The sequence below is a fragment of the Paenibacillus sp. ALE2 genome (assembly GCF_054113385.1).
Genome location: NZ_CM134213.1, coordinates 4,603,018 through 4,629,355, shown reverse-complemented (window position 1 = coordinate 4,629,355; position 26,338 = coordinate 4,603,018). Strand labels below are relative to the sequence as shown.

General features: G+C 44.8%; 21 protein-coding genes and 2 pseudogenes. 15 read left to right on the top strand and 8 right to left on the bottom strand.

Annotated elements, in window-relative coordinates:
- Nucleotides 1-21: 21 nt before the first annotated feature.
- From ACXHJ1_RS19930 to ACXHJ1_RS19920, 3 genes are all read left to right on the top strand, one after another.
- Nucleotides 22-1,044: an NADH:flavin oxidoreductase/NADH oxidase gene (locus tag ACXHJ1_RS19930; protein WP_044787913.1), complete on the top strand. Its 1,023-nt coding sequence runs from the start codon at nt 22-24 to the stop codon at nt 1,042-1,044.
- 264 nt (nt 1,045-1,308) lie between these two features.
- Nucleotides 1,309-2,358, top strand: coding sequence for a helix-turn-helix domain-containing protein (locus ACXHJ1_RS19925; protein WP_457905109.1), 1,050 nt, complete (start codon nt 1,309-1,311; stop codon nt 2,356-2,358).
- 212 nt (nt 2,359-2,570) lie between these two features.
- The gene (locus tag ACXHJ1_RS19920) at nt 2,571-3,365 is read left to right on the top strand and encodes an SDR family NAD(P)-dependent oxidoreductase (RefSeq protein WP_457905108.1); all 795 of its coding nucleotides are present in this window, start codon (nt 2,571-2,573) and stop codon (nt 3,363-3,365) included.
- A gap of 76 nt (nt 3,366-3,441) precedes the next feature.
- Here the strand turns inward: ACXHJ1_RS19920 and ACXHJ1_RS19915 are convergent, their stop codons facing one another.
- Nucleotides 3,442-4,827: an MFS transporter gene (locus tag ACXHJ1_RS19915; RefSeq protein WP_457905107.1), complete on the bottom strand. Its 1,386-nt coding sequence runs from the start codon at nt 4,825-4,827 to the stop codon at nt 3,442-3,444.
- A gap of 112 nt (nt 4,828-4,939) precedes the next feature.
- On the opposite strand from ACXHJ1_RS19915, the gene ACXHJ1_RS19910 reads away from it, so the two are divergent.
- The 5 genes from ACXHJ1_RS19910 (at nt 4,940) to ACXHJ1_RS19890 (ending at nt 12,151) form a co-directional block, all read left to right on the top strand.
- The gene (locus tag ACXHJ1_RS19910) at nt 4,940-5,827 is read left to right on the top strand and encodes a LysR family transcriptional regulator (protein ID WP_457905106.1); all 888 of its coding nucleotides are present in this window, start codon (nt 4,940-4,942) and stop codon (nt 5,825-5,827) included.
- 340 nt (nt 5,828-6,167) lie between these two features.
- Complete coding sequence (locus ACXHJ1_RS19905; RefSeq protein WP_457905105.1) at nt 6,168-7,541, top strand: MFS transporter; 1,374 nt, start codon at nt 6,168-6,170, stop codon at nt 7,539-7,541.
- Between the two features lie 274 nt (nt 7,542-7,815).
- Nucleotides 7,816-8,880 (top strand): polysaccharide deacetylase family protein, encoded by a 1,065-nt coding sequence (locus ACXHJ1_RS19900; RefSeq protein WP_457905104.1) that lies wholly within the window; start codon nt 7,816-7,818, stop codon nt 8,878-8,880.
- 224 nt (nt 8,881-9,104) lie between these two features.
- Entirely contained in the window at nt 9,105-10,109 is a 1,005-nt protein-coding gene (locus ACXHJ1_RS19895; RefSeq protein WP_025364858.1) for a LacI family DNA-binding transcriptional regulator, read from the top strand.
- Between the two features lie 560 nt (nt 10,110-10,669).
- On the top strand, nt 10,670-12,151 hold the full coding sequence (locus tag ACXHJ1_RS19890) for a glycoside hydrolase family 5 protein (protein WP_457905103.1): 1,482 nt from the start codon (nt 10,670-10,672) through the stop codon (nt 12,149-12,151).
- A 56-nt stretch (nt 12,152-12,207) separates the two neighbouring features.
- Here the strand turns inward: ACXHJ1_RS19890 and ACXHJ1_RS19885 are convergent, their stop codons facing one another.
- Complete coding sequence (locus ACXHJ1_RS19885; RefSeq protein ID WP_107735182.1) at nt 12,208-12,396, bottom strand: helix-turn-helix domain-containing protein; 189 nt, start codon at nt 12,394-12,396, stop codon at nt 12,208-12,210.
- Between the two features lie 264 nt (nt 12,397-12,660).
- Here ACXHJ1_RS19885 and ACXHJ1_RS19880 point away from each other — a divergent pair, with 264 nt between their 5' ends.
- Nucleotides 12,661-13,344: a response regulator transcription factor gene (locus ACXHJ1_RS19880; RefSeq protein ID WP_025364861.1), complete on the top strand. Its 684-nt coding sequence runs from the start codon at nt 12,661-12,663 to the stop codon at nt 13,342-13,344.
- A gap of 433 nt (nt 13,345-13,777) precedes the next feature.
- Complete coding sequence (locus ACXHJ1_RS19875; protein ID WP_017426888.1) at nt 13,778-14,782, top strand: aldo/keto reductase; 1,005 nt, start codon at nt 13,778-13,780, stop codon at nt 14,780-14,782.
- A 36-nt stretch (nt 14,783-14,818) separates the two neighbouring features.
- On the opposite strand, the gene ACXHJ1_RS19870 is transcribed toward ACXHJ1_RS19875, so the two are convergent.
- Nucleotides 14,819-15,640 (bottom strand): helix-turn-helix domain-containing protein, encoded by an 822-nt coding sequence (locus ACXHJ1_RS19870; protein ID WP_044787906.1) that lies wholly within the window; start codon nt 15,638-15,640, stop codon nt 14,819-14,821.
- A gap of 129 nt (nt 15,641-15,769) precedes the next feature.
- Nucleotides 15,770-16,428 (bottom strand): annotated as a pseudogene (locus ACXHJ1_RS19865) (LysR family transcriptional regulator).
- A 225-nt stretch (nt 16,429-16,653) separates the two neighbouring features.
- On the opposite strand from ACXHJ1_RS19865, the pseudogene ACXHJ1_RS19860 reads away from it, so the two are divergent.
- The 5 genes and pseudogenes from ACXHJ1_RS19860 to ACXHJ1_RS19840 all read left to right on the top strand — a co-directional run bounded on the left by ACXHJ1_RS19860 (nt 16,654) and on the right by ACXHJ1_RS19840 (nt 21,345).
- Nucleotides 16,654-17,274 (top strand): annotated as a pseudogene (locus tag ACXHJ1_RS19860) (oxidoreductase).
- A gap of 252 nt (nt 17,275-17,526) precedes the next feature.
- A complete protein-coding gene (locus ACXHJ1_RS19855) occupies nt 17,527-19,038 on the top strand; it encodes an aminotransferase-like domain-containing protein (protein ID WP_457905102.1) in 1,512 nt (503 codons plus the stop codon).
- A 36-nt stretch (nt 19,039-19,074) separates the two neighbouring features.
- Complete coding sequence (locus tag ACXHJ1_RS19850) at nt 19,075-20,004, top strand: D-alanine--D-alanine ligase (protein ID WP_457906191.1); 930 nt, start codon at nt 19,075-19,077, stop codon at nt 20,002-20,004.
- Between the two features lie 137 nt (nt 20,005-20,141).
- Entirely contained in the window at nt 20,142-20,696 is a 555-nt protein-coding gene (locus ACXHJ1_RS19845) for a GNAT family N-acetyltransferase (protein ID WP_457905101.1), read from the top strand.
- A gap of 37 nt (nt 20,697-20,733) precedes the next feature.
- On the top strand, nt 20,734-21,345 hold the full coding sequence (locus ACXHJ1_RS19840) for a DUF1349 domain-containing protein (protein ID WP_016818781.1): 612 nt from the start codon (nt 20,734-20,736) through the stop codon (nt 21,343-21,345).
- A 446-nt stretch (nt 21,346-21,791) separates the two neighbouring features.
- Here the strand turns inward: ACXHJ1_RS19840 and ACXHJ1_RS19835 are convergent, their stop codons facing one another.
- The 4 genes from ACXHJ1_RS19835 to ACXHJ1_RS19820 all read right to left on the bottom strand — a co-directional run bounded on the left by ACXHJ1_RS19835 (nt 21,792) and on the right by ACXHJ1_RS19820 (nt 26,334).
- On the bottom strand, nt 21,792-22,520 hold the full coding sequence (locus ACXHJ1_RS19835; RefSeq protein WP_107735189.1) for an HAD family hydrolase: 729 nt from the start codon (nt 22,518-22,520) through the stop codon (nt 21,792-21,794).
- Between the two features lie 30 nt (nt 22,521-22,550).
- The gene (gene gutB1 / locus ACXHJ1_RS19830) at nt 22,551-23,600 is read right to left on the bottom strand and encodes a 2-amino-2-deoxy-D-mannitol dehydrogenase GutB1 (protein WP_019687253.1); all 1,050 of its coding nucleotides are present in this window, start codon (nt 23,598-23,600) and stop codon (nt 22,551-22,553) included.
- 34 nt (nt 23,601-23,634) lie between these two features.
- Complete coding sequence (locus ACXHJ1_RS19825) at nt 23,635-24,903, bottom strand: aspartate aminotransferase family protein (protein ID WP_019687254.1); 1,269 nt, start codon at nt 24,901-24,903, stop codon at nt 23,635-23,637.
- 222 nt (nt 24,904-25,125) lie between these two features.
- Complete coding sequence (locus tag ACXHJ1_RS19820; protein ID WP_017426896.1) at nt 25,126-26,334, bottom strand: MFS transporter; 1,209 nt, start codon at nt 26,332-26,334, stop codon at nt 25,126-25,128.
- Nucleotides 26,335-26,338: the final 4 nt, after the last annotated feature.

The following is a 26,338-nucleotide window of genomic DNA, read 5'->3' as shown; positions in this document are numbered from 1 at the left end:
CCTAGAAAGGGGTCTTTCTTAATGAAAGATTTATTTAGTCCTTATAAATTTAAAGACTTGGAATTAAAGAACCGGGTCGTCATGCCTCCAATGTGTCAATATTCTGTTGACAAGAAAGATGGTATAGCTACTGATTGGCATTTTATGCACTATGTAAGTCGTGCCATTGGTGGAACTGGATTCATTATAGTTGAAATGACTGATGTAGAACCAGATGGACGTATTTCTGACTTTGACCTGGGATTGTGGTCTGATGAGCAAATTCCTGCATTGAAAAGAATTGTAGATGCCTGCCATAGTTATGGAGCAAAAGTAGGTATTCAAATTGCTCATGCTGGACGTAAAGCAGAAGATGCTGAAGTGCCTGTTGCTCCGTCCGCTATTCCATTTGATGAGAAATCTACATTACCTAGAGCACTTTCAACACAAGAAGTTAAAGAAATGGTGGAGAAGTTCCGCGGCGCTGTAGCACGTGCTGTGAAGGCCGGATTTGATGCCATTGAAATACATGGAGCTCACGGATATTTAATCCATCAATTTCATTCGCCTCTTACCAACCAAAGAGATGATGAATACGGGAAAGATCTCCTGAAATTTGGTCGAGAAGTTATTCAGGCAGCCAAGGCAGAGATGCCGGAAGACATGCCGCTTATCATGCGCATTTCCGCTAAAGAATACGTAGAAGGCGGATACGATATTCAAGATAGCATTTCTTTTGCCAAAGAATATCAACAAGCAGGAGTAGATATTTTTGATATTTCTTCAGGCGGTGAAGGACCTATCGCTGCGTGGGGTAGACCAGGTAGTCACGCAGCATACCAGGTGCCGCTTGCTCGAGAAATCAGACAAGCACTTGAAGTGCCGGTCATTGCAGTCGGAAGACTCGATGATCCGATCCTGGCTAATGCTGTAGTAGGAAATGAGGACGCAGATCTTGTGGCTGTCGGGAGAGGAATGTTAAGAAATCCTTACTGGGCTCTTGAGGCCGCAACAAACTTGAAAAAAGAGACAACGATCCCGAAACAGTATACTACAGGTTTTTAGATACAAAACCTTCCTATTATGCCATATGTTATGAATATAGGATACTTTAACATAGTAATTTAACATACACGTTGATACACCCTGGTGTTCTTAAAAATAAACTTGGAAGTAGAAATGACTCAAAAGCAACCGGTATGCCGGTTGCTTTTTTATTTATGGTGGTCAAACATTCAGTAAGCATATATTAACAAAATTCACTATACTGGAATGATCAGAGATTGCAATTAGTAAGTAAAATGGAAGTAATAAAGGAGGTCTCTATGTATGAAGAAGTCTCATACTTCTGACCATATTAAAATTCCACCAGGATTTTGGACAGGTTTGTATCAATTAGGAATTTCCGCTCACGACGTAGCTTGTAAAGCAAGACTGCCGCTCACCATTATTCATGAGCCCGTAGTCACAAGCGTACAATATCTCGCGATCTGGCAGGCATATTCCGATCTCATTGGTGACACTGCAAAAGGAATCGTTAAGCTTGCAACTGTCTTTGAGACAGCGAAGTACCCACCGACCGTCTTAGCGACATACCACGCTCGTGACTACCGCGACGCTCTAAACCGAATGGCTCGGTACAAACAACTATGTCCTCCCGAAACCTTACGTGTCACTGAGGAGGGGGAGCACTGTACCATAGAACTGGAATGGCTATATACCAAACAGCCCGGTCCACCGATGCTGACGGGTATTACACTTGCATGTCTTCTGGAGCTTGGGCGCCGAGGCACTGGTCAACCTTTGACGGCGCAGCTCGTAGAATTTTCGCAATCCATGGGAGATGTGCAGGCTCTTGAAGCTTATTTTGGGTGTAGTGTCCAGGTTGGTGCAAAATGTAATCGATTGACGTTATATCGAAGAGATCTGGACCGAACTTTTGTCTCATACAACCAAGAGTTGTTAGAGATTCTCACACCCGCTCTGGACCGGTCGCTGGATGAACAGTGCAGCCGCTCAATTACTGAGACGGTCAAATGGATTATAAAACGTAGCCTCACCGGAGGACGCCCCGACATTCAGGCTGTGGCGAAGGAGCTCAGAATGAGCGATCGTACCTTGCAGCGCCGGCTTACTGACGACAATACGAGCTTTAAACAACTGTTAACACAAGCTAGACATGAGCAGGCACTAGAATACTTGGCAGATCCCTCGCTTGATATAAAAGAAGTGGCCTTTTTGATTGGATATGAAGACCAGAACTCATTTTACCGCGCTTTTCGTCTTTGGGAAGGGGATACTCCTTCAAATTGGCGCACTACACATTTAGATACCAACTCGATATCAAAAGAATCGCTAGGAAGATCGACTATCTATTAATAGTTTCCCAACTCCATTCATTCTACAGAGAGCTTGTAATTACTGACCTTATTCATCTGGCGTGTTAAACAAGAACTTTGGCGCAATATGCTAGTTACTGAGCATTGCTGCCCAAGGTAATATAATCAGATACCAGAGCTTAAGGTTGTTTTAAAATAAGCTAAGAATTCGCTTACCAGCAAAGATAAACGAATGAGAGGGAGAAAAGTATTATGGATATGGGATTAAACAATAAAACAGCTTTAGTTACAGGGTCTACGAAAGGTATAGGTAAACCAATAGCCATTGAGCTTGCTAAAGAAGGTGTGAATGTACTTATTAATGGACGGAATAATAAAGAGGTAGAACAAACTGTAAATGAAATAAAATCAAATTTTCCAACGACCTTTCCTCAAAATGCTACAGCCGATATTGTGGATCTGGAGCAGAGGGAGGTTTTGTTTGAAAAATACCCCAATATCGATATCTTAGTGAATAATATGGGGATTTATGAAATTATGCAATATGAAGACGTTGACGATGAAGTATGGGAAAAATATTTCCGTACTAATGTTCTTGCTGCAAACGGATTATCTAAATTTTATTTACCTAAAATGTTGAAAAACAATTATGGCCGTATTATTTTTATTGCGAGTGAAGAAGCAATCATGCCTTCAGGGCAAATGCCACAGTATTGTATGACCAAATCGATGCTGTTATCACTGTCAAAAAGCTTATCTAAATTAACAATAGGAGCAGAAGTTACAGTCAATACGATTATGCCAGGACCAACGCTTTCTGAAAATGTACACCAAATTATTGAGGGTATTTATGCCAATGAAGATATGACTTTTTTAGAAAAAGAGAAACAATTTATGGCCGCAAACCTGCCTCAATCCGAAATACAACGATTTATTAGACCTATAGAAATAGGTAGACTAGCTACATTTGTATGTAGTCCTTATGCAGCCGCATTTAAGGGCTCTCCAATCCGTATAGATGGGGGAATGGTGCCAACTATTTTCTAACTAAACTCCTTTCTCTTTCGTTGAAAAATTAACATTAAATAAAGAGTAGAGGGGTTTATTTGAAGAAACGGTGAACCTATGACTCTCGCAATTGTCCTGACTCCCGGCGTCGCCGACTCATGAATACCAAAGTCAATGCAATTACCGTAAGGACAATCCCAAGCACTTGAAATCCCTCAAAGCTGAACTTACCTCCCATTACGATACCTATCAACAATGAAGAGAAAATGGTTCCCAGATATCTTGATGTATTAAACAATCCGGATGCTACACCGATTATTTCTTTTGGAGAACTTTGGAACAAGGCTGCTTGCATACCTACATTGTTCAGTCCGTTGCTAATACCGAATGCAGCCAAAGCCAAACACACGCTGATTACCGGAGAAGTTGGATTTAATGTTACAAGCCACACAGATCCCAATGTCATCAGGATTGCGGATACCAGTAATGCCGGTCTGTGTCCTGATTTATCAATCCATCGTCCTGCTATTGGAGAAGCAGCTAGCGAGCACAAGCCTAAGCTTAGCATGAGAATCCCTGTTTGGAACTCGCTTACATGCCTTACCACTTGCAAGTAGGACGGAAGCCCGAAAAAAAGCGAGTAATAGAGTACGTTAACGAACATGAATTCGACATTAACCCAAGTCAACGCAGGATATTTGGCGAACGTGCGTAAAGGAATAAAGGGTGACGTCGCTTTTAACTCATATCGTACGAATGCCCCCAGCGCAGCGAGGCCTATTAACCCGACAATGACGTTTTCTAACGAGATATGCCCAGATGATTTTGCCGAGAGTAATCCAACGAGCAAGGCAACCAGCCCTAATGTGAAGAGCAGGATTCCTCTTGCATCAATTAAATCAAACCATTTACTAAAGGACATGTTGCGTGCAACGGATGTTGGTGATTCGTCCTTAGGAATAGTCCTCCAAGCCAATAGAAAGCTGGCTACCACAAACGGAATATTGATGAAAAAGATGGCAGGCCAATTCCACCAATGAATCAAAACCCCGCCAATAAAGGGTCCAATTGCTGCCGCTCCTGATAGGAAAATGGACAAAACAGACAGCGCAGTCGCTTGTTTCTCTGTAATATGCATTCGAACAATGGCCATTCCAACCCCAACCATCATGCTTGTTCCGATGGATTGCACAATGCGGAACACGATGAGCGATCCAAAGTTTGGTGACAATGGGGCTAGTAATGATGCAATGAATGATACAACAAGACCTGTAAGAAATATCTTTCTACGACCGAATAAATCGCTGGCTTTGCCCATGACAGGTTGAGCGATGCTGCTTGCAATGTAGAAAGAAAAAATAATCCAGGAAACACCTGTAAAGTCAAGGCGAAATACCTTTTGCAGACTTGGAATCGCAACAGAAACCATCGAAGAATTTAATGGATTCAATAGTATCCCTAGACCAACTGAAATCATTAACCACCAGCTGCGAACACTCATTTCCGGTCCCCCTATAGCAAATTAATGTCATCGTACTCGAAATCGATTATTTATTCCAATGCATTTGATGTTATAATCTCATTGACTTGAGGGAATGAATGGAGGATGCGAATTGGAACTTCTTCAACTGCAATATTTTCTCGCTGTAGCTCGTTTGGAACATGTAACAGAAGCTGCACGAAGTCTGCATGTTACTCAATCGTCGCTCAGCAAAACGATTCAACGCTTGGAGGAAGATCTGGGGGTCCCTTTATTCGATCGAACAGGGAGGAAACTGCGATTGAATGAGTTCGGGAGCAAATTTGTTCACCGTGCAGAAAGGGCTTTGTTTGAATTAGAACAAGGGAAGCAGGAGCTTAGCGACTTATCCAGCCCAGAACACGGAACTCTCGAATTGGCAGTGACCACCGCAAGCACATTACCAAATATCCTTCGAGAGTTTCGGAGAAAACGACCCTATATTCAATTTCATGTACAAATGCTGACCACACAGGAAATGGTTACACTTCTTCATAGAGGGGAGGTTGATTTTTGCTTATCCTCACCTCCTGTAGAAGGGAATGACATCGAATGTAAAATCGTATGTATCGACCCCATTCTTGTAGCTGTTCCAAAGGGGCATCGGCTTGCGGATCGAAATAGCGTATCCTTGACAGAGCTAAGGGAAGAATGGTTTGTCGGCGTAAAGAGAGGCTATGGTACTCGTGATTTAGTGGACTCTGTATGCATGTCGGAAGGATTTGTGCCTAAATATGTGTATGAGGGGGATGAACCTGCAAGGCTTAGTACTCTTGTGGAAGCCGAAATTGGCATAGCTTTCATACCGAGCACGGCACGAAATTCGCAGGAACATCTCAAATACCTCCAGGTAGAGAATCACGAATTGATACGGGAAATTGCTTTATTATGGAACAGGAATCGGTATATTTCGCAGGCTGCTCAGGAATTCCGCGAGATAGTTGTAAAATATTTTGCGACGATTTCCAAACAAACAACTTAGTTCCATATATGTTTTTGATGATCTACCATTGAAAATAAATAAGTAGGAGATTGCGTTAATAAGATAGCGCAGAGGCTAAACATTGTTATCCAACGAGTAGGAACTAACCGTTTTTGCTTTACTTCGTCATGAAATGATTATCGTCAAAAATAACAGGTGATATTTTTATTATTTTAGTGATAATATGGTTAGGTAATTGCAATTAAACAGATTTTTACTTTTATTTTGTGGAGGCGTTAGAATGAAGTACATAGTGAAAAGAAGGGCACAAATTAAAGGGGATAACGCATCACTGGCCCTATAAACTGCGTAATCCCTGGCATTTTTAAGGGTTTGCATAATGGAAAAATCGATTGAGAAACGTATTCCTAATTCTTTGATTTGGCTGTGCGTGCTTGCATTTTTCAGCGTATTGAATGAGACGGTGTTCAACGTATCGTTGCCCGACATTGCCGCTCAATTTGGAATTAAGCCATCCGCTGCAAATTATGTTAATACCAGCTTCATTCTTTCTTTTGCCGTAGGAACGGCCGTTTACGGAAAAATATCGGATATTTACGGCGTAAAAAAACTGATTTTCATCAGTATGATGATATACGGCGGGGGATCGCTAATTGGCTTGCTTTTTCATGCCTGGTTTCCGATTTTGCTTGTTGCACGATTTATCCAAGGAGCGGGTGCTTCTGCCGTCCCTGGGCTGATTATGGTCATCGTCACCAAAAGTATCGAAATGCAGCATCAAGGAAAAGCTTTTGGTATGATTGGATCGACCGTTGCCTTGGGAGAAGGTTTTGGTCCTATACTTGGAGGCTGGATCGCGGACTATGTACATTGGTCCTATCTGTTTTTCCTGCCCATGATGACGTTAGTCACACTACCGTTTTTCTTACGGACGCTCTCTGACGAACCTGTGAAAAAAGGTGGGCTTGATGTTCCGGGAGGCCTGCTCTTTGTTCTTGGAACGGTTTCGTTCACTTTATTTACGACACATTACGAGTGGTGGTATTTGAACATCAGTGTCATTCTTTTCATAGGATTTGTGCTGAGAATTCGAAGAGCTAAGGAACCTTTCATAGAACCAGCTTTATTCAAGAGGAGAAGATTTACTGTCGGCGTATTTGTAGGTGGAATACTTCTAGGAACCGTTGCAGGATTTATGTCTATGGTCCCTTATATGATGAGAGAAGTGCACCAGATGTCGACAAGCCTTATTGGAGGCGGTGTTCTGTTTCCAGGAACGATTAGCGTGATTCTTTTCGGGATCGTTGGCGGTTCTTTGGTCGATAGACAGGGAGCTCGTTTTGTCATGGTTGCAGGGTTATTGCTTCTGGGGTCGGGTCTTTTAATCGTTTCACTTTTTGCCGATCGTAGCCCCTGGATCATCTCAGGAGCATTGGTTTTGATTTTTGGTGGACTATCCTTTGTCAAAACGGTCATCTCAACCATTGTGGCAGGCTCGCTAAGTGTTGACGAATCTGGCTCAGGTATGGTTTTTTTGAATTTTTCCTGCTTTTTGGCGGAAGGGATCGGTATCGCAGTTGTAGGCGGACTGCTTACACAGCTGAGGTTCAACTTTTCTATTTTCCCAATCGTTACTGACGTTGCAGCATACTTATACAGCAATTTAACGTTACTTCTTCTAGCTGTAGTAATTACAGGCGGTGCCATTTTTATGATCGTGTTCAAGGGAGAAAAGGCTTCCTTGGATCATTAATAGGAAATAATAATTTTTATAGAGCTGACATTGATACATCATGATGTCAGCTTTTTCATACAAAAAACTAAACATTTTACAGCATAAGGTTAAATCTTTGCAGGTTAAATATGAAGAATTCGATGATAAAATACCATATGTAAACGTTTACAATTAATAGATACGAGGCTGTTTTTGGCAATTAAACCCGTAGCAGAGCAGAGGAATGCAAATGGAAAATCTTTCAGTCCAAATCTTGGTGAAAACAAATACTATATGAATAGGTGATACTTTTATGCTTAAAGCAAAGCTAGTAAAAGGCACAATGGCTCTGATGCTTATCGGTACATTGTTCTCCGTACCGATGATGTCTGTCGCCAGTGCTGCCGATGCGAGTTGCGCGAACGGTTACGTAGGTTTGACGTTCGACGATGGCCCAAATACCAGTAACACGACAAAACTGCTTGCGGCTCTGAAGCAGGCCGGTTTGCGCGCAACGATGTTCAACATCGGGCAGAACGCGCAGAATAGTCCGTCTCTGGTACGGGACCAAGCGGACGCAGGCATGTGGGTCGGTAACCACTCCTATACGCATCCGGATATGACTACGTTGAGTAGCTCGCAAATGTCGTCAGAAATCACACGGACGCAGCAGGCGATCCAGTCGATTACTGGAACTGCACCAAAGCTGTTCCGTCCGCCGTACGGTGCGACCAACTCGACCTTGAAATCCATCGAGAGCCAAAATGCTCTTACTGAAGTGCTGTGGAGCGTTGATTCCCAGGATTGGAACGGTGCCACTACGGCCCAAATCGTAGCGTCTGCGAACAGGTTGCAAAACGGCGACGTGCTCCTTATGCATGACCAGTACCAGACGACGCTCCAAGCGATCCCGCAGATTGCACAAAATCTCAAGAGCCGTAGCCTATGCTCTGGCATGATCTCGCCGACCACCGGTCGCGCGGTGGCACCTGACAGCTCTACATTTCCTCCAAGCGCAGGAACAAAAGTGGAAGTCGAGAGTATGACCAAAGGCGGTCAGTACACCGGGAATATCAGTTTGCCGTTCAACGGAGTTGCTTTATATTCTAACAATGATTTGGTGAAGTACACGCAATATTTTGCGAGCGGCACCCATCATTTTTCACTCCGTGGTGCTTCAAGTAATTCCAACATGGCCAGAGTCGACCTAAAAATCGGTGGACAGGCAAAGGGGACCTTCTACTTCGGCGGGAGCATTCCCGCGGTCTATACTCTAACCAATGTCAGCCATGGAGCCGGAAATCAAGAGATTGAGCTCGTTCTAACAGCTGAAAACGGAACATGGGATGCATACATTGACTATTTGAAGATCAACTAGAAGCAAAGGAAGTTAAAAATGCACAAAGAAGAAAAGGGTAAACTTGTTGTCACTGTTATCAATGGACAAAAACATATACGCTTGGAAGTCGCCATATTGGCGACTTTTTTTGTTTATTCGATATTACTGAACGTTTCCTATGAGGCTGAGCATCGCGTATAATATATAGTAAATGGTTATGAACTGTGTGTGAAATTCGTTTATTTTGGTTTGGGGTGAGTGTAGTGGCATCTATCCATGAGGTGGCCAAACAAGCAGGGGTATCAGTGGCAACGGTATCCAAAGTGATTAATAATTATTCAGATGTCAGCAGCAAAACGAGGAATAAGGTAAACAAGGCGATTGAATTGCTAAACTACCAGCCGAATGTGGTTGCCCGAAGCCTCGTGAAAAAGCGTTCCTGGACGGTCGGGATGTTCCTGCTGGATTTCTTCACGAATCCTTTTATTTCGGAGCTTCTTGATGGGTTAAGAAAGTCTCTTGAAGATAGCGGTTATGACCTGCTCTTTCTATCACCGAATCTTAGCAATCCCGATTATACCTTCACTAAGCATTGCATCAGCCGCAATGTAGATGGAGTTGTCATGTTTGGTGTCGATCGAACTAATCAAAATTTTTTGGATCTGCTTCAGGCTGAGATGCCGACGATGATGATTGATACCGATCTGCTGGGACCTAGAACCGGCTATGTAACAGCCGACAATCGCAGAGGTGCTTACTTAGGTGTTCAGCATTTGGTGGAACTTGGACATAAACGCATCGCCTTTATTTCCGGGGATTTGGGATGTCTGGTTGGTCAAACGAGATTTTCCGGGTATCAGGAAGGGCTGCGCTCGAACGATCTTCCTTACTATGCCAAATATGTTGAGGTAGAGGAATACAGCATTGAAGGTGGATATAAGGCGATGAAGCGCCTGCTACAGCTTCCGGAAGCACCGTCCGGCGTGATCTGCTCTTCAGACTATATGGCGACCGGTGCGATCGAAGCAATTCGCGAAATCGGAAAGCGAGTACCTGAGCACATTTCCGTCGTTGGGTTTGACAACACGTTCTATGCGGAGCTGACCATGCCTAAGCTTACGACGATCAATCAGAACATTACTCTAATGGGAATGAAAGCAGGAGAGCATATCATCCGAATGATTGAGAATCCCGATTATTCACCGCCGACGGAGATTATCCCGGCAGATCTGGTTGTACGAGACTCGACAGGACAGTATAAGGAATAGTTTTTTAAGAATTGACAAACACAAAAACAAATTGTATTTTAATTATGATGTAAGCGCTTAACATAAGTTTCCTTGAATTAAACATTCTTCTGCTCGTTCTTGTTTCATTCCCGAGTTATGGACAAAAGGGAAAGCCTCATATTGCGTCAGAGGGGAGGAAACTAGAAGAGATATGATTTTGAAAGAAGGTGATGACCCGGAAGACGTAGGGCGATATGTTGTAAACCCAATGCAAGCTTGGAGATGTTAATGGTTGAATCTATGGGAGCAGGAGGTTTTACTAACATTTTTAGCTTAATTACCGAAAACGTTTTCGATAATTAAATGCTAAGAACTTGATGCCGACTGATCAAATTTCATATTCTTCTTTGAAATCAATAAATTTATACTTTTTGTGAAAGATATAAAACTAGAAAATTGGTATTGAATTCTAAAACGTTTTCGCTAACAAGTATGTATACTGTCACTGTTCTTGAACCCAGCCGATATGCTGATGAATATCGGGGCTACTTGCCGAAATTTTTCGCGTAACCATGCCATATTAAAGGGAGAAGAGAATTATGAAAATGTCGTTCAATTCATTCACTAAGTCGTTAACCATGATCCTACTGTTCAGCTTGTTTACGCTGCTTTTTCAAGCGGTCATACCTGCAACGCCCGCTTCTGCAGCTGCCTGCGCAAACCCTGTAAGCTATTTCGGTGAAATGAAAGCAAGTGGAAACAAGATTAACGGCTCCAAAACGAATCGACCGATGATGGTCAAAGGGGCGAGTTTCTTCTGGAGCAACTGGTCCGGTCCATTTTGGAATACCACCACGGTGAATCGGATGGTGGATGAATTTCAAGTAGAGATCGTAAGAGCGGCATATGGTGTGGACCCCAGCGGAAATCCGTATAACACGGCCGATGAGTCCAAAGTTCGTGACGTGGTCAATGCGGCAATCGCAAAAGGGATCTATGTCATTATCGATTGGCACTCACATGACGCGCACAACAACGTCAACGCTGCCAAAAGTTTCTTCAGCCGGATGGCGCAGGAATACGGAAGCTATGATAACGTCATTTTTGAGATCTATAACGAACCTACCCAAGTCTCGTGGGGGACAATCAAAAGTTACGCTGAGCAAGTCATCCCGGCCATTCGTCAACATTCCGACAATCTGATTGTCGTTGGAACGCCGTTCTGGTCTCAGAGTGTAGATCAGGCAGCGAACGACCCCATTACATCCTCTGGTAATATCGCCTATACATTGCACTTTTACGCTGGATCTCATTTTCAGTCGCTCCGGGAAAAAGCCAACTACGCAATGAGCAAGGGTATCCCGCTGTTTGTTACCGAGATGGGCTTTGTTAACGCGGATGGCGACGGCGGCATTAATTACGATTCCACGAACCAATGGCTTGACTGGATGAACCAGAATAACCTGTCATGGGCCAACTGGGCGATTAATGACAAGACAGAAGGCGCCAGTATTTTCAATACGAACGGGAGTCTCACAGCAGGAGGTAACTATCTGAAAAGCATTTTAGCTGGGCACGCTCCATATGCCGAGTGGAGGCAGAATGCGGCTTGTGGTGGCAGTAGCGCAAACACATTATATGACTTCGAGGGTAGTACGCAGGGTTGGACCGGTTCGAATATATCCGATGGTCCATGGAGCGTAAACGAGTGGTCATCCAAGGGCAGTAATTCTCTTAAAGCGGATATCATCATGTCTGCCAATTCTCAGCACTACCTGCATCTCTCACAAAGCCGCAACCTAAGTGGTAAGACCACGCTAAGCGCGACCGTCAAACATGCATCTTGGGATTCCGCAGGTGACGGACTCCATGCCAAGATTTATGCCAAGACAGGATCAGGTTGGGCTTGGTATGCTGGCAAAGCCGTCAAGATTAATTCTTCTGGAGATACGACGCTGTCGTTCAACCTTACATCTATACCTAATCTTGACGATGTTAGGGAAATCGGCGTACAATTTCTTGCCTCGGAGAACAGCAACGGTAAGTCAGCCGTTTACGTTGACAACGTGACGCTGCAATAACACATTCCTAACAGATCTTCATGAAGTACCGTGTTTTGTAGTTGGGAAAAATAAGGCTACAGCTGCGAGGACATATAATCTAAAATTTTGAAAGGCAACTGGTAAGAGAAGAGTTCGTCACCCTCATCAAGCGAGGAATTGAGTAATTTTTTGATCTTATTTACGCGGTAAAGCAGCGTATTTTTGTGAATATTTAATTCACTGGATGTTTTGGCGGTATGTTGTCCGTTGTGCAAAAATGCCATTAACGTGTGGCTTATAAATAGAATCAATAAACCTCCTTTTAAATGCAACCTTATCTTAGTCCTCGGACTGGAGCAAGGTTGTTTTTCTTTGTTATAAAATAGGCATCCTTCGTTGTGTGACACAAAACGCCAGAAACGGCTGATGTTTTCATGAACTGCAGTCCAAGGTGCAAAGATTACTGTATTATGTTCCGAGTTGATTATTCCCTAACTAATCATTAACATTATGATATCGCGGATTAACGAGAGAAGACGGGGGTTATGATGAATAAAGCAAAAATTCTCATTATTGAAGATGATACACCAATAGCAGATTTATTATCATACGGACTTTCAATGGAGGGGTTTGAAACGCGAACTACGGCAAATGGAGCAGCGGGGATGGTTGAACTTCAACAATTTCAACCTAATCTTTTGCTACTTGACTGGATGCTGCCGGATCAAAGCGGATTAGATATTTGCAAACAAGTAACTGCAAGTTATAACATACCGATCTTGATGATTACCGCGAAATCGGATATCACCGATAAAATCCTTGGTCTTGAATTCGGCGCGGATGACTATATTACAAAGCCTTTTGATTTAAGGGAGGTTATTGCTCGGATTCGGACAATCCTCCGGAGGGTAGATCAAGCAAACAATGGAAAAAATACGGAGAGTAAAGTAATTCGGTTTAAACAAATCGAAATTATTGTCGAGGAACATCTTGTCAAACAAAATGGTATTCCAATTGACTTGACTCCGAAAGAGTTTGATTTACTTATGACTCTGATAAATCACCGAGGCAAAACGTTCACACGCTCGGAACTGCTGGATATTGTATGGGGATATGATTTTGTCGGCGATACTCGGACTGTTGATACACACATACAAAGGCTTCGCAAGAAATTGGATGCAAGCGATCTGATTACTACCGTGTTTGGTATTGGATACAAATTCGAAAAATAGGTGAAAAGCAAACCAAGAATTAGCCCTTACATTGACACGAACTTATTGGTAAACGACATGTGAAGACTGGCTTCGGTCGGATATCAGAGCACCATCGGGAAAGCGAGCAAATTCCTCTAGTGAAACTATTCAAGGGTATTTATGCTGGCAGAATAAATCCAAAGTCGAATGCAGCGCCTTTTCAAGCAAGCCAAGAGCACATTACTCGCTCTTGGCTTCTTTTTTAGGAGCTGTCCTGTTATCTAATAACATTATGACATGTACTACTATCACAGTGACATTCCAATACATAAGAATTGTTAGATATACTTGAGCTGCCTAAGGTTAAGTCCTCAACCTTATGACATGTCTTGAGGGAGGCATGAAATGAAAAATAAGAAGCGGGTACGTGGGAGGTCAGCATTTCGCTAGGAATGAGAAAGGATGAAATCAGGTGACTTATATCGCACAAGAAAATCGATACGAACAAATGAAATATCGGCGGATTGGACGGAGCGGCGTCAGGCTGCCGGCCATTTCGCTCGGCTTGTGGCAAAATTTTGGAGGGGACAAACCGTTTGAGAATAGTCGTGCAATGATATTACGCGCCTTCGATCTTGGTGTCTCGCACTTTGATTTGGCAAACAATTACGGACCGCCTCCCGGATCGGCCGAAGAGACCTTTGGACACGTTTTAAAAAAAGACCTTGCACCTTATCGGGATGAGCTGTTTATTTCAACTAAAGCTGGCTACTATATGTGGCCTGGTCCGTACGGTGAGTGGGGTTCGAGAAAAAACCTGCTTGCAAGCCTGGACCGCAGCCTTCAACGAATGGGACTCGACTATGTCGATGTCTTTTACCATCATCGTCCCGATGGTGATACCCCATTAGAGGAATCGATGGGAGCGCTTGCTCATGCTGTAAAATCAGGCAAAGCACTGTATGTCGGTTTATCCAATTACGGACCGGAGGAAACGAAGCAAGCAGCTATGATCCTTAAGAACCTTGGTACACCGCTGCTCGTCCACCAGCCTATGTATTCAATGCTGAACCGGTGGATTGAGAACGGATTGCAGGACGTGCTGACTGAAGTGGGAGCCGGCACAGTGGCTTTCTGCCCGCTTGGTCGCGGACAGTTGACGGGAAAATACATCGATAAGCTGGAAACTGAGTTTAAAACAGGCCAGCGCACACTGAAACCGGAGGCCGTATCTCAGGAGCGGATCAACAAATTCCGTGCGCTAGAGACGATCGCGAAGCGCCGCGGTCAGACGCTACCGCAAATGGCGTTGACATGGGCGCTACGCGAAGGCGGCGTCGATTCGGTGCTAATCGGTGCAAGCCGTGTAGGTCAAATTGAGGAAAACGTGCTAGCAGTACATGCGGATCCGCTATCAGCAGCGGATCTTCAAGAGATCGACCAGGTTATGCATAATATCGGGGATGTCCCCTGGTAATGTCAGAGCAACAATACGATTCATTAAACGAACAAATCAGTCAAGGCTTGAAAGACCCATTAAGCTGTCTCTTTTAAGCCTTGCGCGAAAGTGTGATGGAGAAAGTCCCTTCACCTTTTTAAACATTTTGGAGAACAGCAGCGGGTCGCTATAGCCAACAGAATAGGAGACTTCCGTGATGGACAGCTGCGAATTGTCCAGCAGATCGCTTGCTTTGTCCATCCGGAGGTTCAACAAGTATTGCTGAGGGGAAACATTAAGAATTTCCTTGAAAAGAACGGACAGATAGACACGATCAATGCCAACTATGTGTGCGACCTCGGAAATGGAAACTCTTTGGTTATAGTTCATTCGAATAAACTCGACCGCTTTACGGATGTAGGCGTCTTTGGGCCGTACCTCGGGCAGTAGTTGACTCGTAGCAACCAACATTTCGATCCAATCGGCAAGTAACCTGAACAAAATGCTCTGTCTTCGCAGTTCACTGGTGCTGTGGTTCACGTCGCAGGCGGAAAATTCCTCCAAATAAGAATCAAACCAAAACAACGGGGAGTACCTGAATACGGGATGAAGGGGAGAAATGTGCGCCTGCTCGAATAGAGGTATAACCCCGTTACCCGAAAAGGCTATCCAAGAATAAATCCAAGGATCAGTTTGGTCTGCCTCCATGTAACAAAGAATGTTATCGTATACGATAAATCCTTCGCCTTGCTGAAGATGAAAGGTCTTACCGTCAATCTGGTAAACGCCTCTACCCGCATGGATAAACATGATTTTGTATTGTCCTTTGATGCCGGGTCCCCATGAATAGCTGGGTTCACAAACTTGTTTGCCGTGATAACAGTAACAAATATCCATCTGGTTGCGTTCCTCCTAAAATAGTACATCATGATATATAAGACCCTGAAAGTCACTTGCGATATGTCAATATACAGAGAAGAACAATTTATAACTACAAAATACATATGATATCACCCTCACAGGAAACTAGACCCATTTCTCCGCATGTCTTTTAATGAGCTTGATCATTTCCTTCATAGCAGGTGAGAGCCATTTATCTTTGTGATATGCCAAATATGTTGATATTGCAGGACAGTCTGGTCCAACCTCTTCACCCTGAAGCTTGTTATGTTCTAGTTCCTCTTTAACGGAGAAAAAAGGAACCATGGAGATGCCTAAACCGCTCTTAGCACATTAGCTCCCCAGCCTTCTTTCTCCAAGGCGACAAGGAAATCAATCTCACCGGTCTGAACAGCATAAGAGACATCTTGATAATCCAAAGATTTCAGAGAAAGATTGACTTTGGGATACATTTGTCTATATTCAACAAGCAATGATGGAATACGGCAGATCATTAACGACTCTGAGATTCCTAATGTCAAGTTGCCGGTAGGTTCATCATTGGTCGTTAGTGCCTGAGTGTAGAGCTCAATGATCTTAAGTGCATAAGGGAGAAACTGATGACCGTGATGGGTTAGAACCACCTTCTTACCTAAGCGATCAAAGATGGGCTTGCCGACCTCAGATTCCAATTCCTTAATATGTGTCGTGACAGAAGACTGAGCGTAACCCAAGTGTTCAGCTGCTTTTTTAAAGCCTCCTGTTTCGACAATGGTTTTTAATGTGATCAAATAACGAAGTTCCATACGTCCACGTCTTTCGTTAATAACAGTTCAATTTTGTTGAATTAATCGTTCGATAACATCAATTTTACCGGTTTATAATGTACTTGTTCGATGATCATAAATCAAGTATTGAATGTGTTACGAATGAATCTAATGTTAGAGGTGGATGTGAATTGGGACAACTAAATAAATTGTTTAAGAGGGGGCTTTGGTCTAATCATAACAGAAGGAACATATACAGACGAATTGTATAGCCAGTGTTATTTTAATCAGCCTAGTTTAGTGAATGAGGAGAAAACCACATCTTGGAAAAAAGTGGTGGATGCTGTTCATACAGCAGGCTCTTCTATTGTTGTGCAGCTTGAGCATGCAGGAGCCTTATCACAAGGAAATCGATTCAAGTCCCAAAATCTAGCTCCGTCAGAAGTGCTTCCAAAGGGTGAACCTCTAGCTTTTTATGGTGGTGCTGAATCGTTTTCTACTCCGATTGCTGCAACGAAAGAAGATATTGAGGAAGTCATCCGTGGATTTGTTGCTTCAGCCGTTCGTGCGAAGAGCGTAGGATTTGATGGCGTGGAGATCCATGGAGCAAATGGTTATTTGCTTGATTAGTTCCTTACGGACTATACGAATCGTCGAACAGATGAATACGGTGGATCCATTGAAAACCGGATACGACTCTTGGTTGAAGTGGCTACTGCAATTCGCCAAGCCGTTGGTCCCGATTTTACAGTAGGCATTCGAATTTCCCAGGCTAAGGTTAATGATTATCAGCATAAATGGTCAGGAAAAGAGGATGAGGCCGAAGTTATTTTCATGCAATTAAGGCAAGCGGGAAAGGGGCATTTGCAAATCATGATTGGATAAAGAAGGTTAGAAATGGTGATCCGTTATCTGAGCTGGATCAAAATAAAGTTTTAAAACCGGATGCAACCATTAAGGATTTCGAGATTAGTCAATAAGATAATCTTTGGGTAAACAACCATCTGGGGGCACGGTTATGGTGCGGAGGTGCTGGAATAAAATCGAAGGAACCATCGAAGGATGAAAAGTCCGGGGCGGTGGTTCTTTTTTTCTTTTGTTACCTGTGCCATCATTGTAGATGGAGGGCGATGAACCATGTTCCAAGATTTTAAGCTTGTTGGTGACCGTCCGGTCGCGATACAAGTAAAAGAATATATTAAACGTTTAATTATAAAAGGGACGTTTCATAAGGATCAGAAGCTACCCTCCACACGAGAAATGAGCAGTGTGCTCAAGGTGAGTCGCAATACAGTTATTGCAGCCTATGAAGGTCTGGAGGACGATGGATTTACGTATACGATACCGAGTAGAGGCAGCTATGTGGCCGCTATGGTGGGCCGTTTGGCTGTGGATAACGGAGGGTCTGACGCCTCCTTCGCCTGGCAGATTGATTGGAAGACAAGAATGAGCAAGTACGCTGTATCGGCTGCAGAGCTTGATATGATGAAGCAGGGCATTCGCACCCCAAAAGGAACCATCTCGTTTACAAGCATCGCACCGGATGAGCAGCTGTTTGATCTGGGAGATGTAAGGCGAGCCTTTATGGATCGGATGGCAATCGAAGGGCAGGTGCTGCTCAACTACGGCTATGCCAAGGGTTACAAACCACTGATCGATTACCTGATGGGATATATGGAGAATAAGGGCGTCGATATAAGCGGCAAGGATATACTGATTACAAGCGGGTTTACAGAAGGCTTTGACATTGTGTTGTCGGCACTCCGCCCTTCAGCGCGCCGCGGTACGGTAATTTGTGAAAATCCAACCCATCACACAGCGATCAAAAATTTAGAACTACAAGGTTTTGAGATTACCGGTATTCCAATGGAGCGGGATGGTATTAATGTAGATCAGCTTGAAGCGGTATTGCAGAAGCAGACAAATAGCTTCGATCTCGCTTATTTGACTCCTTCCTATCACAATCCTACAGGCATTGTCATGTCGCCAGCAAAGCGAAGCGCTGTAATGAATTTAATGATGCGCTATCAGATTCCGGTGATTGAGGATGGTTTTAATGAGGAGCTGCGCTATTCAGGAGCTCATATTGCGCCATTAATAGCAACAGCAGGGCGAGGGAACGGAGTAATCTATATAGGCAGCTTCTCCAAGGTGCTGTTCCCTGGCTTGCGAGTAGGCTGGGTGCTTGGAGATCGAGCGCTGATTGACACTCTGGAAAGCATTAAGCGGGCGCGCACCATTCATACCTCAACGATCGACCAATCGATATTATATCAATATCTGCTCAATGGAAATTTTGAGAAATATGTAAAAAGAGCACGTATGGAGTATAAGCGCAAATACGAGCTTACAAAGGCATGCTGTGAAACCCATCTCTCTGAGGCGCAACTATCTGGCGATGGGGGCTTACATGTGTTTCTTACCTTTCCGTCAGGCGTAAATACGCGCCAGTTGCTTGAAGTATGCATAAATCAAGGGGTTATATATACACCTGGAGACAAGTTTTTTATACAAGAAGGTGAAGGGACGAATACTTTGCGGCTTGGTTTTTCCCGAGTAACCGATGAACAGATCGAGCGGGGGATTCAGATCATAGGCCAACAGGTGCGTAACTTTCATAAGGCATGTGGTCATAAGAACAACCTGTAATTGCACTATGATTTTTCAAGAAAATGGGGGGTCATGATGAAGATAGGCGTTATTATGGGAGGGACTTCCACTGAGCGTGAGGTTTCGCTGCAGACAGGTCAAGAGATGCTGAATCATTTGGACCGCAGCCGCTATGAAGTGGTTCCAATTGCGATTGATCAGCCAGCGGATTTAATCGCACAGGTTCAGCACGCAGGCATCGATTTTGCACTGTTGGCGCTGCATGGCCAATATGGAGAAGACGGCACGGTGCAGGGAGCGCTAGAGACGCTAGGCATTCCCTATACAGGGAGCGGTGTTCTGGCAAGCAGCCTGTGCATGAATAAGCAGCTGTCCAAGATGCTGCTGAAGTCGGCAGGGGTGCATACGCCTGCAGGCCTCTGCTGGCAGGGAAGGGACGATTATGATCAGCAAGCGGTAGAGCAGTTGGGTTACCCCGTTATTGTGAAGCCAAATATGGGAGGATCCAGCATCGGCATCCAGCTTGTGCATAATGAGATGGAGCTTCACTCGGCTATTCAGGAGGCTTGCGGTTTGGATCAGACGCTTTTAGTTGAGCCTTTTATTCAAGGGACGGAGCTTACCTGCTCAATTGTGGATGGCGAGGTATTACCAATCATCAGAATTCGCTCCGCTCATTCTGAATGGTTTGACTATAAAGCGAAATATGAGATCGGCGGCGCTGAGGAGAAGGTAATCCAGCTTCCTCCCGTTATTGAGCAGCGTGTGCGCGAGACGGCACTTGTCAGCTATCGGCTGCTGCAGTGCAAGGTGTATGCAAGGGTCGATATGATTTTGTGTCAGAATGTACCTTATGTACTGGAGGTAAACACCTTACCCGGAATGACTGCTAACAGCCTGCTTCCGAAGAGTGCAGCTGCAGCAGGCATAACCTTTACGCAGCTGCTGGACCGTATTATTACTAGCTCACTTTATGAGCGGAATCGGGAATGGGGGAAGGTTTAATATGTTTGATGGATTATACAGAAAATGGCGAAACTTTGTTATAATGGTTAGAACGGAACAGCGTTAAACTGATGTAGATTTGAAGAATGTGCAGCATTAATGCAATTTGATTTTGCTTCAAGATGGGGGAGGTGAAAATGGATATTTTAATCAGAGAACTGAAGGCTGAGGACGGTGAGCGTGGTACTAACATTGATGGTAGCTTTATCGTGGATTCTACCCTTGTCTTGCAATTAACGGGACAGCAAATCGAATATACGGTGAAGGAGAGGCCTATTAGCAAAAAAAGCTACGATGATGATCAGTTTGAGGAAGATACAGTTGAGGATTATTCGAACTATATCAGCAATCCCGATCAAATCATATATTTAGCGCTCGTAAATAATCAAGCTGTAGGTCAAATTGTTCTGAAAAGAAATTGGAACAAATTTGCATATGTGGAAGATATCAAAGTCGACAAGCAATATAGAAGCCTCGGTATCGGTAAGAAACTAATCGAACAGGCTAAACGCTGGGCGAAAGATGGCGGAATGCCAGGGATCATGCTGGAGACACAAAGCAATAATGTTCGCGCATGTAAATTCTATGAAAGCTGCGGTTTTGTGATCGGTGGATTCGACTCCTACATCTACAAAGGTCTAAATAGAGAAAGTGACGAGATCGCGATCTATTGGTATCTAATGTTTGCTTAGAACGACACACCTTTATTGAACAAGGGAGGACAAAAAGATGACTAAAAAGAGAATGGAATGGGAGGAAGGGAATTGGATCAATTCACCTCTATATGCCCGGAAAGAAGGAGATTTTCTTAAGGTTGCGCCTGAAAAGGGAAGAGACTTCTGGAAAAAGACTTTATATGGTTTTGAATTTGAGGATGGGTCCGCTCTATTATCGGATTGGAATCATAACACGGCGGTGGAAGTGTCGTTTCAACTCGCATCATTTACGGAGCTTTACGATCAGGCAGGTATTTTGTTATACCATGGCCCGGAGCAATGGATTAAAGCGGGGATAGAAATCAATGACGGCATTCCTCAGCTTTCCACAGTCGTAACCGCTGGATATTCTGACTGGTCGCTTGCGGCTGTGCCAGAGTGGGTCGGTGAAGAAGTCACCCTGCGCGCTTCCATCATCAAGGATGCTGTAATTATTCGCGCAAGGACGGAGCAGCACGGATGGCGAACGATCCGTGTGGCGCGTTTTCCCTACACCACCGGAAATCAGGCCGGTCCTTATACCTGTTCGCCAACCCGAGAGGGTTTTGAGGTTACCTTTACTCGCTGGAACTTTACAGAGCGGGATCAAGACCTTCACAGTGATCCTCCAGTAGAACATCATTGAAAAACGACTGCACAACTGAGCACAGCAATATGAGATACTATAAACTAGCTTATATGCACATAAAGTAATGATTAAGAGCAAGCGTCTTATAATAAAATGGTTTTTAATGGACCCAAAAGGGAAGAGGTGTATTTGGGTGTGAAAGTCGGGACTGATGAGGATGGCCAAAGCGGAAAACTGCTATTTGACACATAAAATACATACTATAAAAATTCCGATTATGGCATTCCTAAGTTCAGTTTTTTCCGTAACAAAATGGGGTCAAAAAATATTTGATGTAAAGCATACCCCATAGAGTACACACAGGGTAGGTTAACATACTCAACTGTGTACTCTATGGGGCATATTTATATATGTCCTCATCCATTTTAAAGGTTATGCGGTTTAATATATTTATAGGGGAGATATGCTTTCCAGCACCTTACGGTCCTTCTCTTGGCAGGAAACTATTCTCCGAAGGGCAAGTTCTCTTTAAGCGCCCACAGGTCATCATAGCTGAAAATATTGTGATCTGCCTTGGACAAATCCTGCTGGCCCGAGCCTGGGTTGTGCAAACCGATGCAGCGCATGCCCGCACTCTTGGCTGCATGAACACCGTTCCGCGAATCTTCAATAACAATGCAATGTGCGGGGGCTATGCCGAGCAGTTCGGCGGCATATAGGAAGATGTCCGGTGCCGGTTTACCCTGGGATACTTCTTCTCCGGTGATTCGAATATCAAAGTAACGGCCCAGTCCCGTTTTTTCCATAATGAGATCAATCAACGACCGTGGAGAGGAAGAGGCTACTGCAACCGGAATTCCTTTTTCCTGTAGCCAGTCCAGCCACCGTTCCAGTCCGTTGATCGCCACCAGGCCCTCGTGTGCTGTTATGGTCTGCATCACATTTTTTCGGTGATAGGCAAGCGCCTCTTCCAATGTATGAGTGAGTTGATGCCTGTCCAGCACTTGACGCCACATGGATTCGAGTGTCACTCCGACATAGGTATGGTGCTCTTCTTCCGTCATGGGTGCACCGAAATGGGCAAAGGAGCTGCGTTCAACTTCAAAATAAATCGGTTCGCTGTCTACCAACACCCCGTCCATGTCGAAGATGACCGCTTTGACCGGAACGGACGCTGATAGGTCTCCTGTGTATTCATTATTCGTCGGTGTAACATGATGGATGCTCGTCATGTCCATTCTCCCCCTTGTTAGTAGCTAAATTTAGTTGCCGGAGCCATTCGATTGCAGCACAATCTTGATCGCCTGCGACGAAGGCTGAAGTGTCCGCTCGCTGATATTGCATCCAAGCGTCTTGAAGGCTTCATGGTAGTCGTCCAGCGGATACGAGTGGGTAATGATTTTTTTGGCGGGAATGATTTGCTGCTCAATCAGGTAATGTGCCGTGGAGAACGTGCCCAGAGAATCAATGGAGCCGATGATTTTAAGGCTACGGTCAACTACCTCTTTCGGATTAAACGAGCTTATCCCATCTCTTAGCCCCACCAGCATCAAATACCCGCCGCTCGCAAGCTGGCTTAGTACCTCAGTGCCGACCACTCCTGTGGTGTCCACAATCATGTCCACCTGATTTTTTAACGGAGCCAGCTTATGAATGGCCGATTCCAGTGTGGCGTGCGCGGACCACCGTTCGGGGGCAATAGAATCCGCTATGGCGAGCCGTTCCTCCGAGATGTCAACAAGGCAACCAGTTACGCCTTTCGAAGCAAGAGCATAGCTGTACAGAATCCCGATCGGACCCGCACCTATAATAACGGTTGTGAAGTTAGGCAGCAGGTTAATCTGGTTGATTCCGGTCAGCATACAGCTCAGCGGTTCGGTCAGCGTCGCTTCTTCGTAGCTGATATGGTCCTTCAGCTTGTACAAAAAACGGTCCTCAGTCACATAATAATCGGTGAACGTACCGTCGGCGCTGACTCCGGTCTCTGTTACGGATTTGTGTGTGCAATGATTCTGTCTTCCTGTCCGGCACATTTCGCATTGCCCGCAGTAGTATGTTGGATCAATTACCACCCGGTCTCCAGGCTGTAGTGAACTGACGGCTGATCCTACAGCGATCACATCCCCCGCTGATTCGTGGCCCAAGATCGTGGACGGCACGGCATGATATTTGCCACTAATGATGCCTAGATCCGTACCGCATACGCCTGTCGCCCGAATCCGGACGAGTACATCGTTATCTTTTTTAATCTCCGGGATAGGTCTTTCCTCAAGTGCGACATCCCAAGCTGATTTGTATACCAGTGCAAGCATGAATAATTCCTCCTTTGGCCTATTGGGCAGATCGTTAGTGAAGGGTAGCAAGAACGGTGTCAAGCCGTTTAACAATTTCGACAATCTCATCTTCTGTAGCCGTGAGGGAAGGTCTCACTTTGACCACGTTGCCATAACCGTAACGGGAACCTCTGAGGATTAATTGCTGTTCCTCAAATGCACGATCGATAATTCCATTGCTTTTCACTGCATCCGGGCCATCGTCCTCGTCTACAATTTCCAGTCCCCACATCAGTCCGACGCCACGAGCCTCACCAATGCAATCATGCTTGTCAGCTATCTCGGTCAGCAGGGATCCGAGCAGGTTTCCTTTGGACCGGACGGCTTCCAGAAAACCGGGCTCGCTTACAACCTCCAGCGTGGATTTGGCTGCCGTGACCGAGATCAGATTGCTGCCCGAGGTAAAGGAATGCTCGTGCTTCTCCAGGACATCGAGACGAGACTGCATCAAGACCGCCGCAACCGGGACACCAATGCCGCCCAGACCCTTGGCAAGAGTAATAATATCCGGTTGGATGTCAAACAGCTCACTTGCGAACATGTAGCCTGTCCGCCCAATCCCAGTCTGCACTTCGTCAGCAATCAGAATCATCCCATGCTCGTCGCATAACTGACGGAGGCGCTTGAAATATCCTGCAGGCGGGATGATGTTACCTCCGTTGCCCAGAATGGGTTCAATAATCATGCAGGCCACAGAGCCTGAGCTTGCATATTCAATGGCGTCCGATATGGCTTCAATACAGTGATGACCACACTTGTCTGGTGAAGAATTAAAGGGACAACGATAGCAGTAGGGGGCAGGCACATGCAGAGAATATGCCGCAGTTGAATTGGGAAAATTCTTGCGGCGAAAGGCATTACCGGAAATGCCTGTTGCGAACTGGGTCTGTCCATGATGTGACAGATGCAGGCTGATGATATCAGTTGCTCCGGTATATTTCTGGGCCAGTTTCACAGCACATTCATTCGCCGTGGAGCCGGTAATATCTCTCATCCACCCGGCATCGATGCCGTTCGGGGCATATTGGATTAGATGGTCTAGGACTTCTTCAACGTAAGGCTCGGTAAAGGATGAAGACATGTGGGCAAGATTGGCGACTTGCTCCTGTACTTTGGAGACGACATGAGGGTGATTATAACCGAGCGACAGATTGAAGGTGCCAGATACGCCATCCAAATACTCCTTACCTGAATCGTCAATCAAAGTAATGCCTTTTCCGTATCTGAAACGTTCTTTGGTCAAGGTATGCACGATATTTCCCCTCCATATCAGAATATACATTTCATTAAGTCATCCTTAAAAAGAGTAACGCCCAATCAGCATAACGAGGCTGAACTCACCTCCCCAAAATAAGAAAATCACCTTCCTTGTCCTAATGGACAAAGAAGCCACAATTTGACTGTTCCTGCGATTTCACAGATATGAGAGATAACCGCAGCAACAGAATCTGCCCGAAAAGCAAAAACGCGATAGGCCTCACCTCCCCTAAGGACTAAAACAATATCATCCTTCCTTGCCCTGATGGACAAGGGAGTCAATTACTCGGCTGCCCCGATTATTCCACAGATGTGTGAGAATAAGTGCCAGCAGCAAAATCAAAGTAAATCCTCCTAAGATCCAGAGGCTAGCTGTCACTGGCCATTCGCTCATGCTCCAGCCTATTACGTATTGAAGCACTGAGCCGCCAATTCCGCCTGACGCAATCAGAATACTGGTCGTCCGCTCCGTCATTCCCGGAATCAGTACGTTGGCGTAGACAAGTGCGATACAGAAGAGTCCAGACATGAATATCCCTGCACCAAAAATTAGAAGGTATGTAGCCCATTGGCTGGATATAAACACCATAGCGACTAAGAAACAGAAAGTTCCAATTGCACTCCATAGCAGATAAGGAATATATCCTGCTGATTCTGCAATCCTTCCTGAGAACATACGACCAATGATCATTGCAATCCAAAGCACGCTGACACCTAGCGAGGCAACAGATCCCTGAAGTTGTAGCGTTTCGGTCAGAATAGAAGGTAGGAAGTTCATGAGTCCAAGTTCAAGACCCATATAAACAAAGAAGAAAATAATGAAGATTCCTAGCAATACACGGTGCTGTCCTGAGTAACGGGCTTGTTCAACTGAACGCTCAGTAGTGCGGATGTCTGCTTGAGTGAGGTGAGTGGAGGCGGAAACAGGCATGGTAAGCCAAAATAGCAATAGGATAAAAGTGAGAAAGGAGATGGTGTAAAAGGTTAGATTCCAAATTCCAAACCAGATATACAGGCTAACGATCGCAGGCATAAGCAGTGCACCAAGTGCAAAATAGACATCCAGCTTGGACATCGCTACGGCTTTTTGCTCCTCCGTAAACTCAATGGTGAACGCTCCGATGGATGATTCAATAATGCCTGAGCCGAAGCCAATCCATATGGCCATTACAATGACCCAATTCCAAGAGGGAAGTAGGCCCAAGATAGTACATGAGACGACAATACTCCCCAAGGCAATAGCAAGCATGGACTTGCGGCCCATATGTAGAGCCATGAAGGGAGTGAGCAGAACACCGACAAGAAAGCCGAAAAACTGCAAGAACAGCAGTAATCCACCATCGCTGTACCCCCGTCCATAGTGAGGCAGAAAAGTCGGCAGTAATGCCCCAAGCACCACGCTGGTGACGCCGATTAATAGATAGAAAGCACAACTTAAAGCGAAAAGTCTCTTCAAGGCC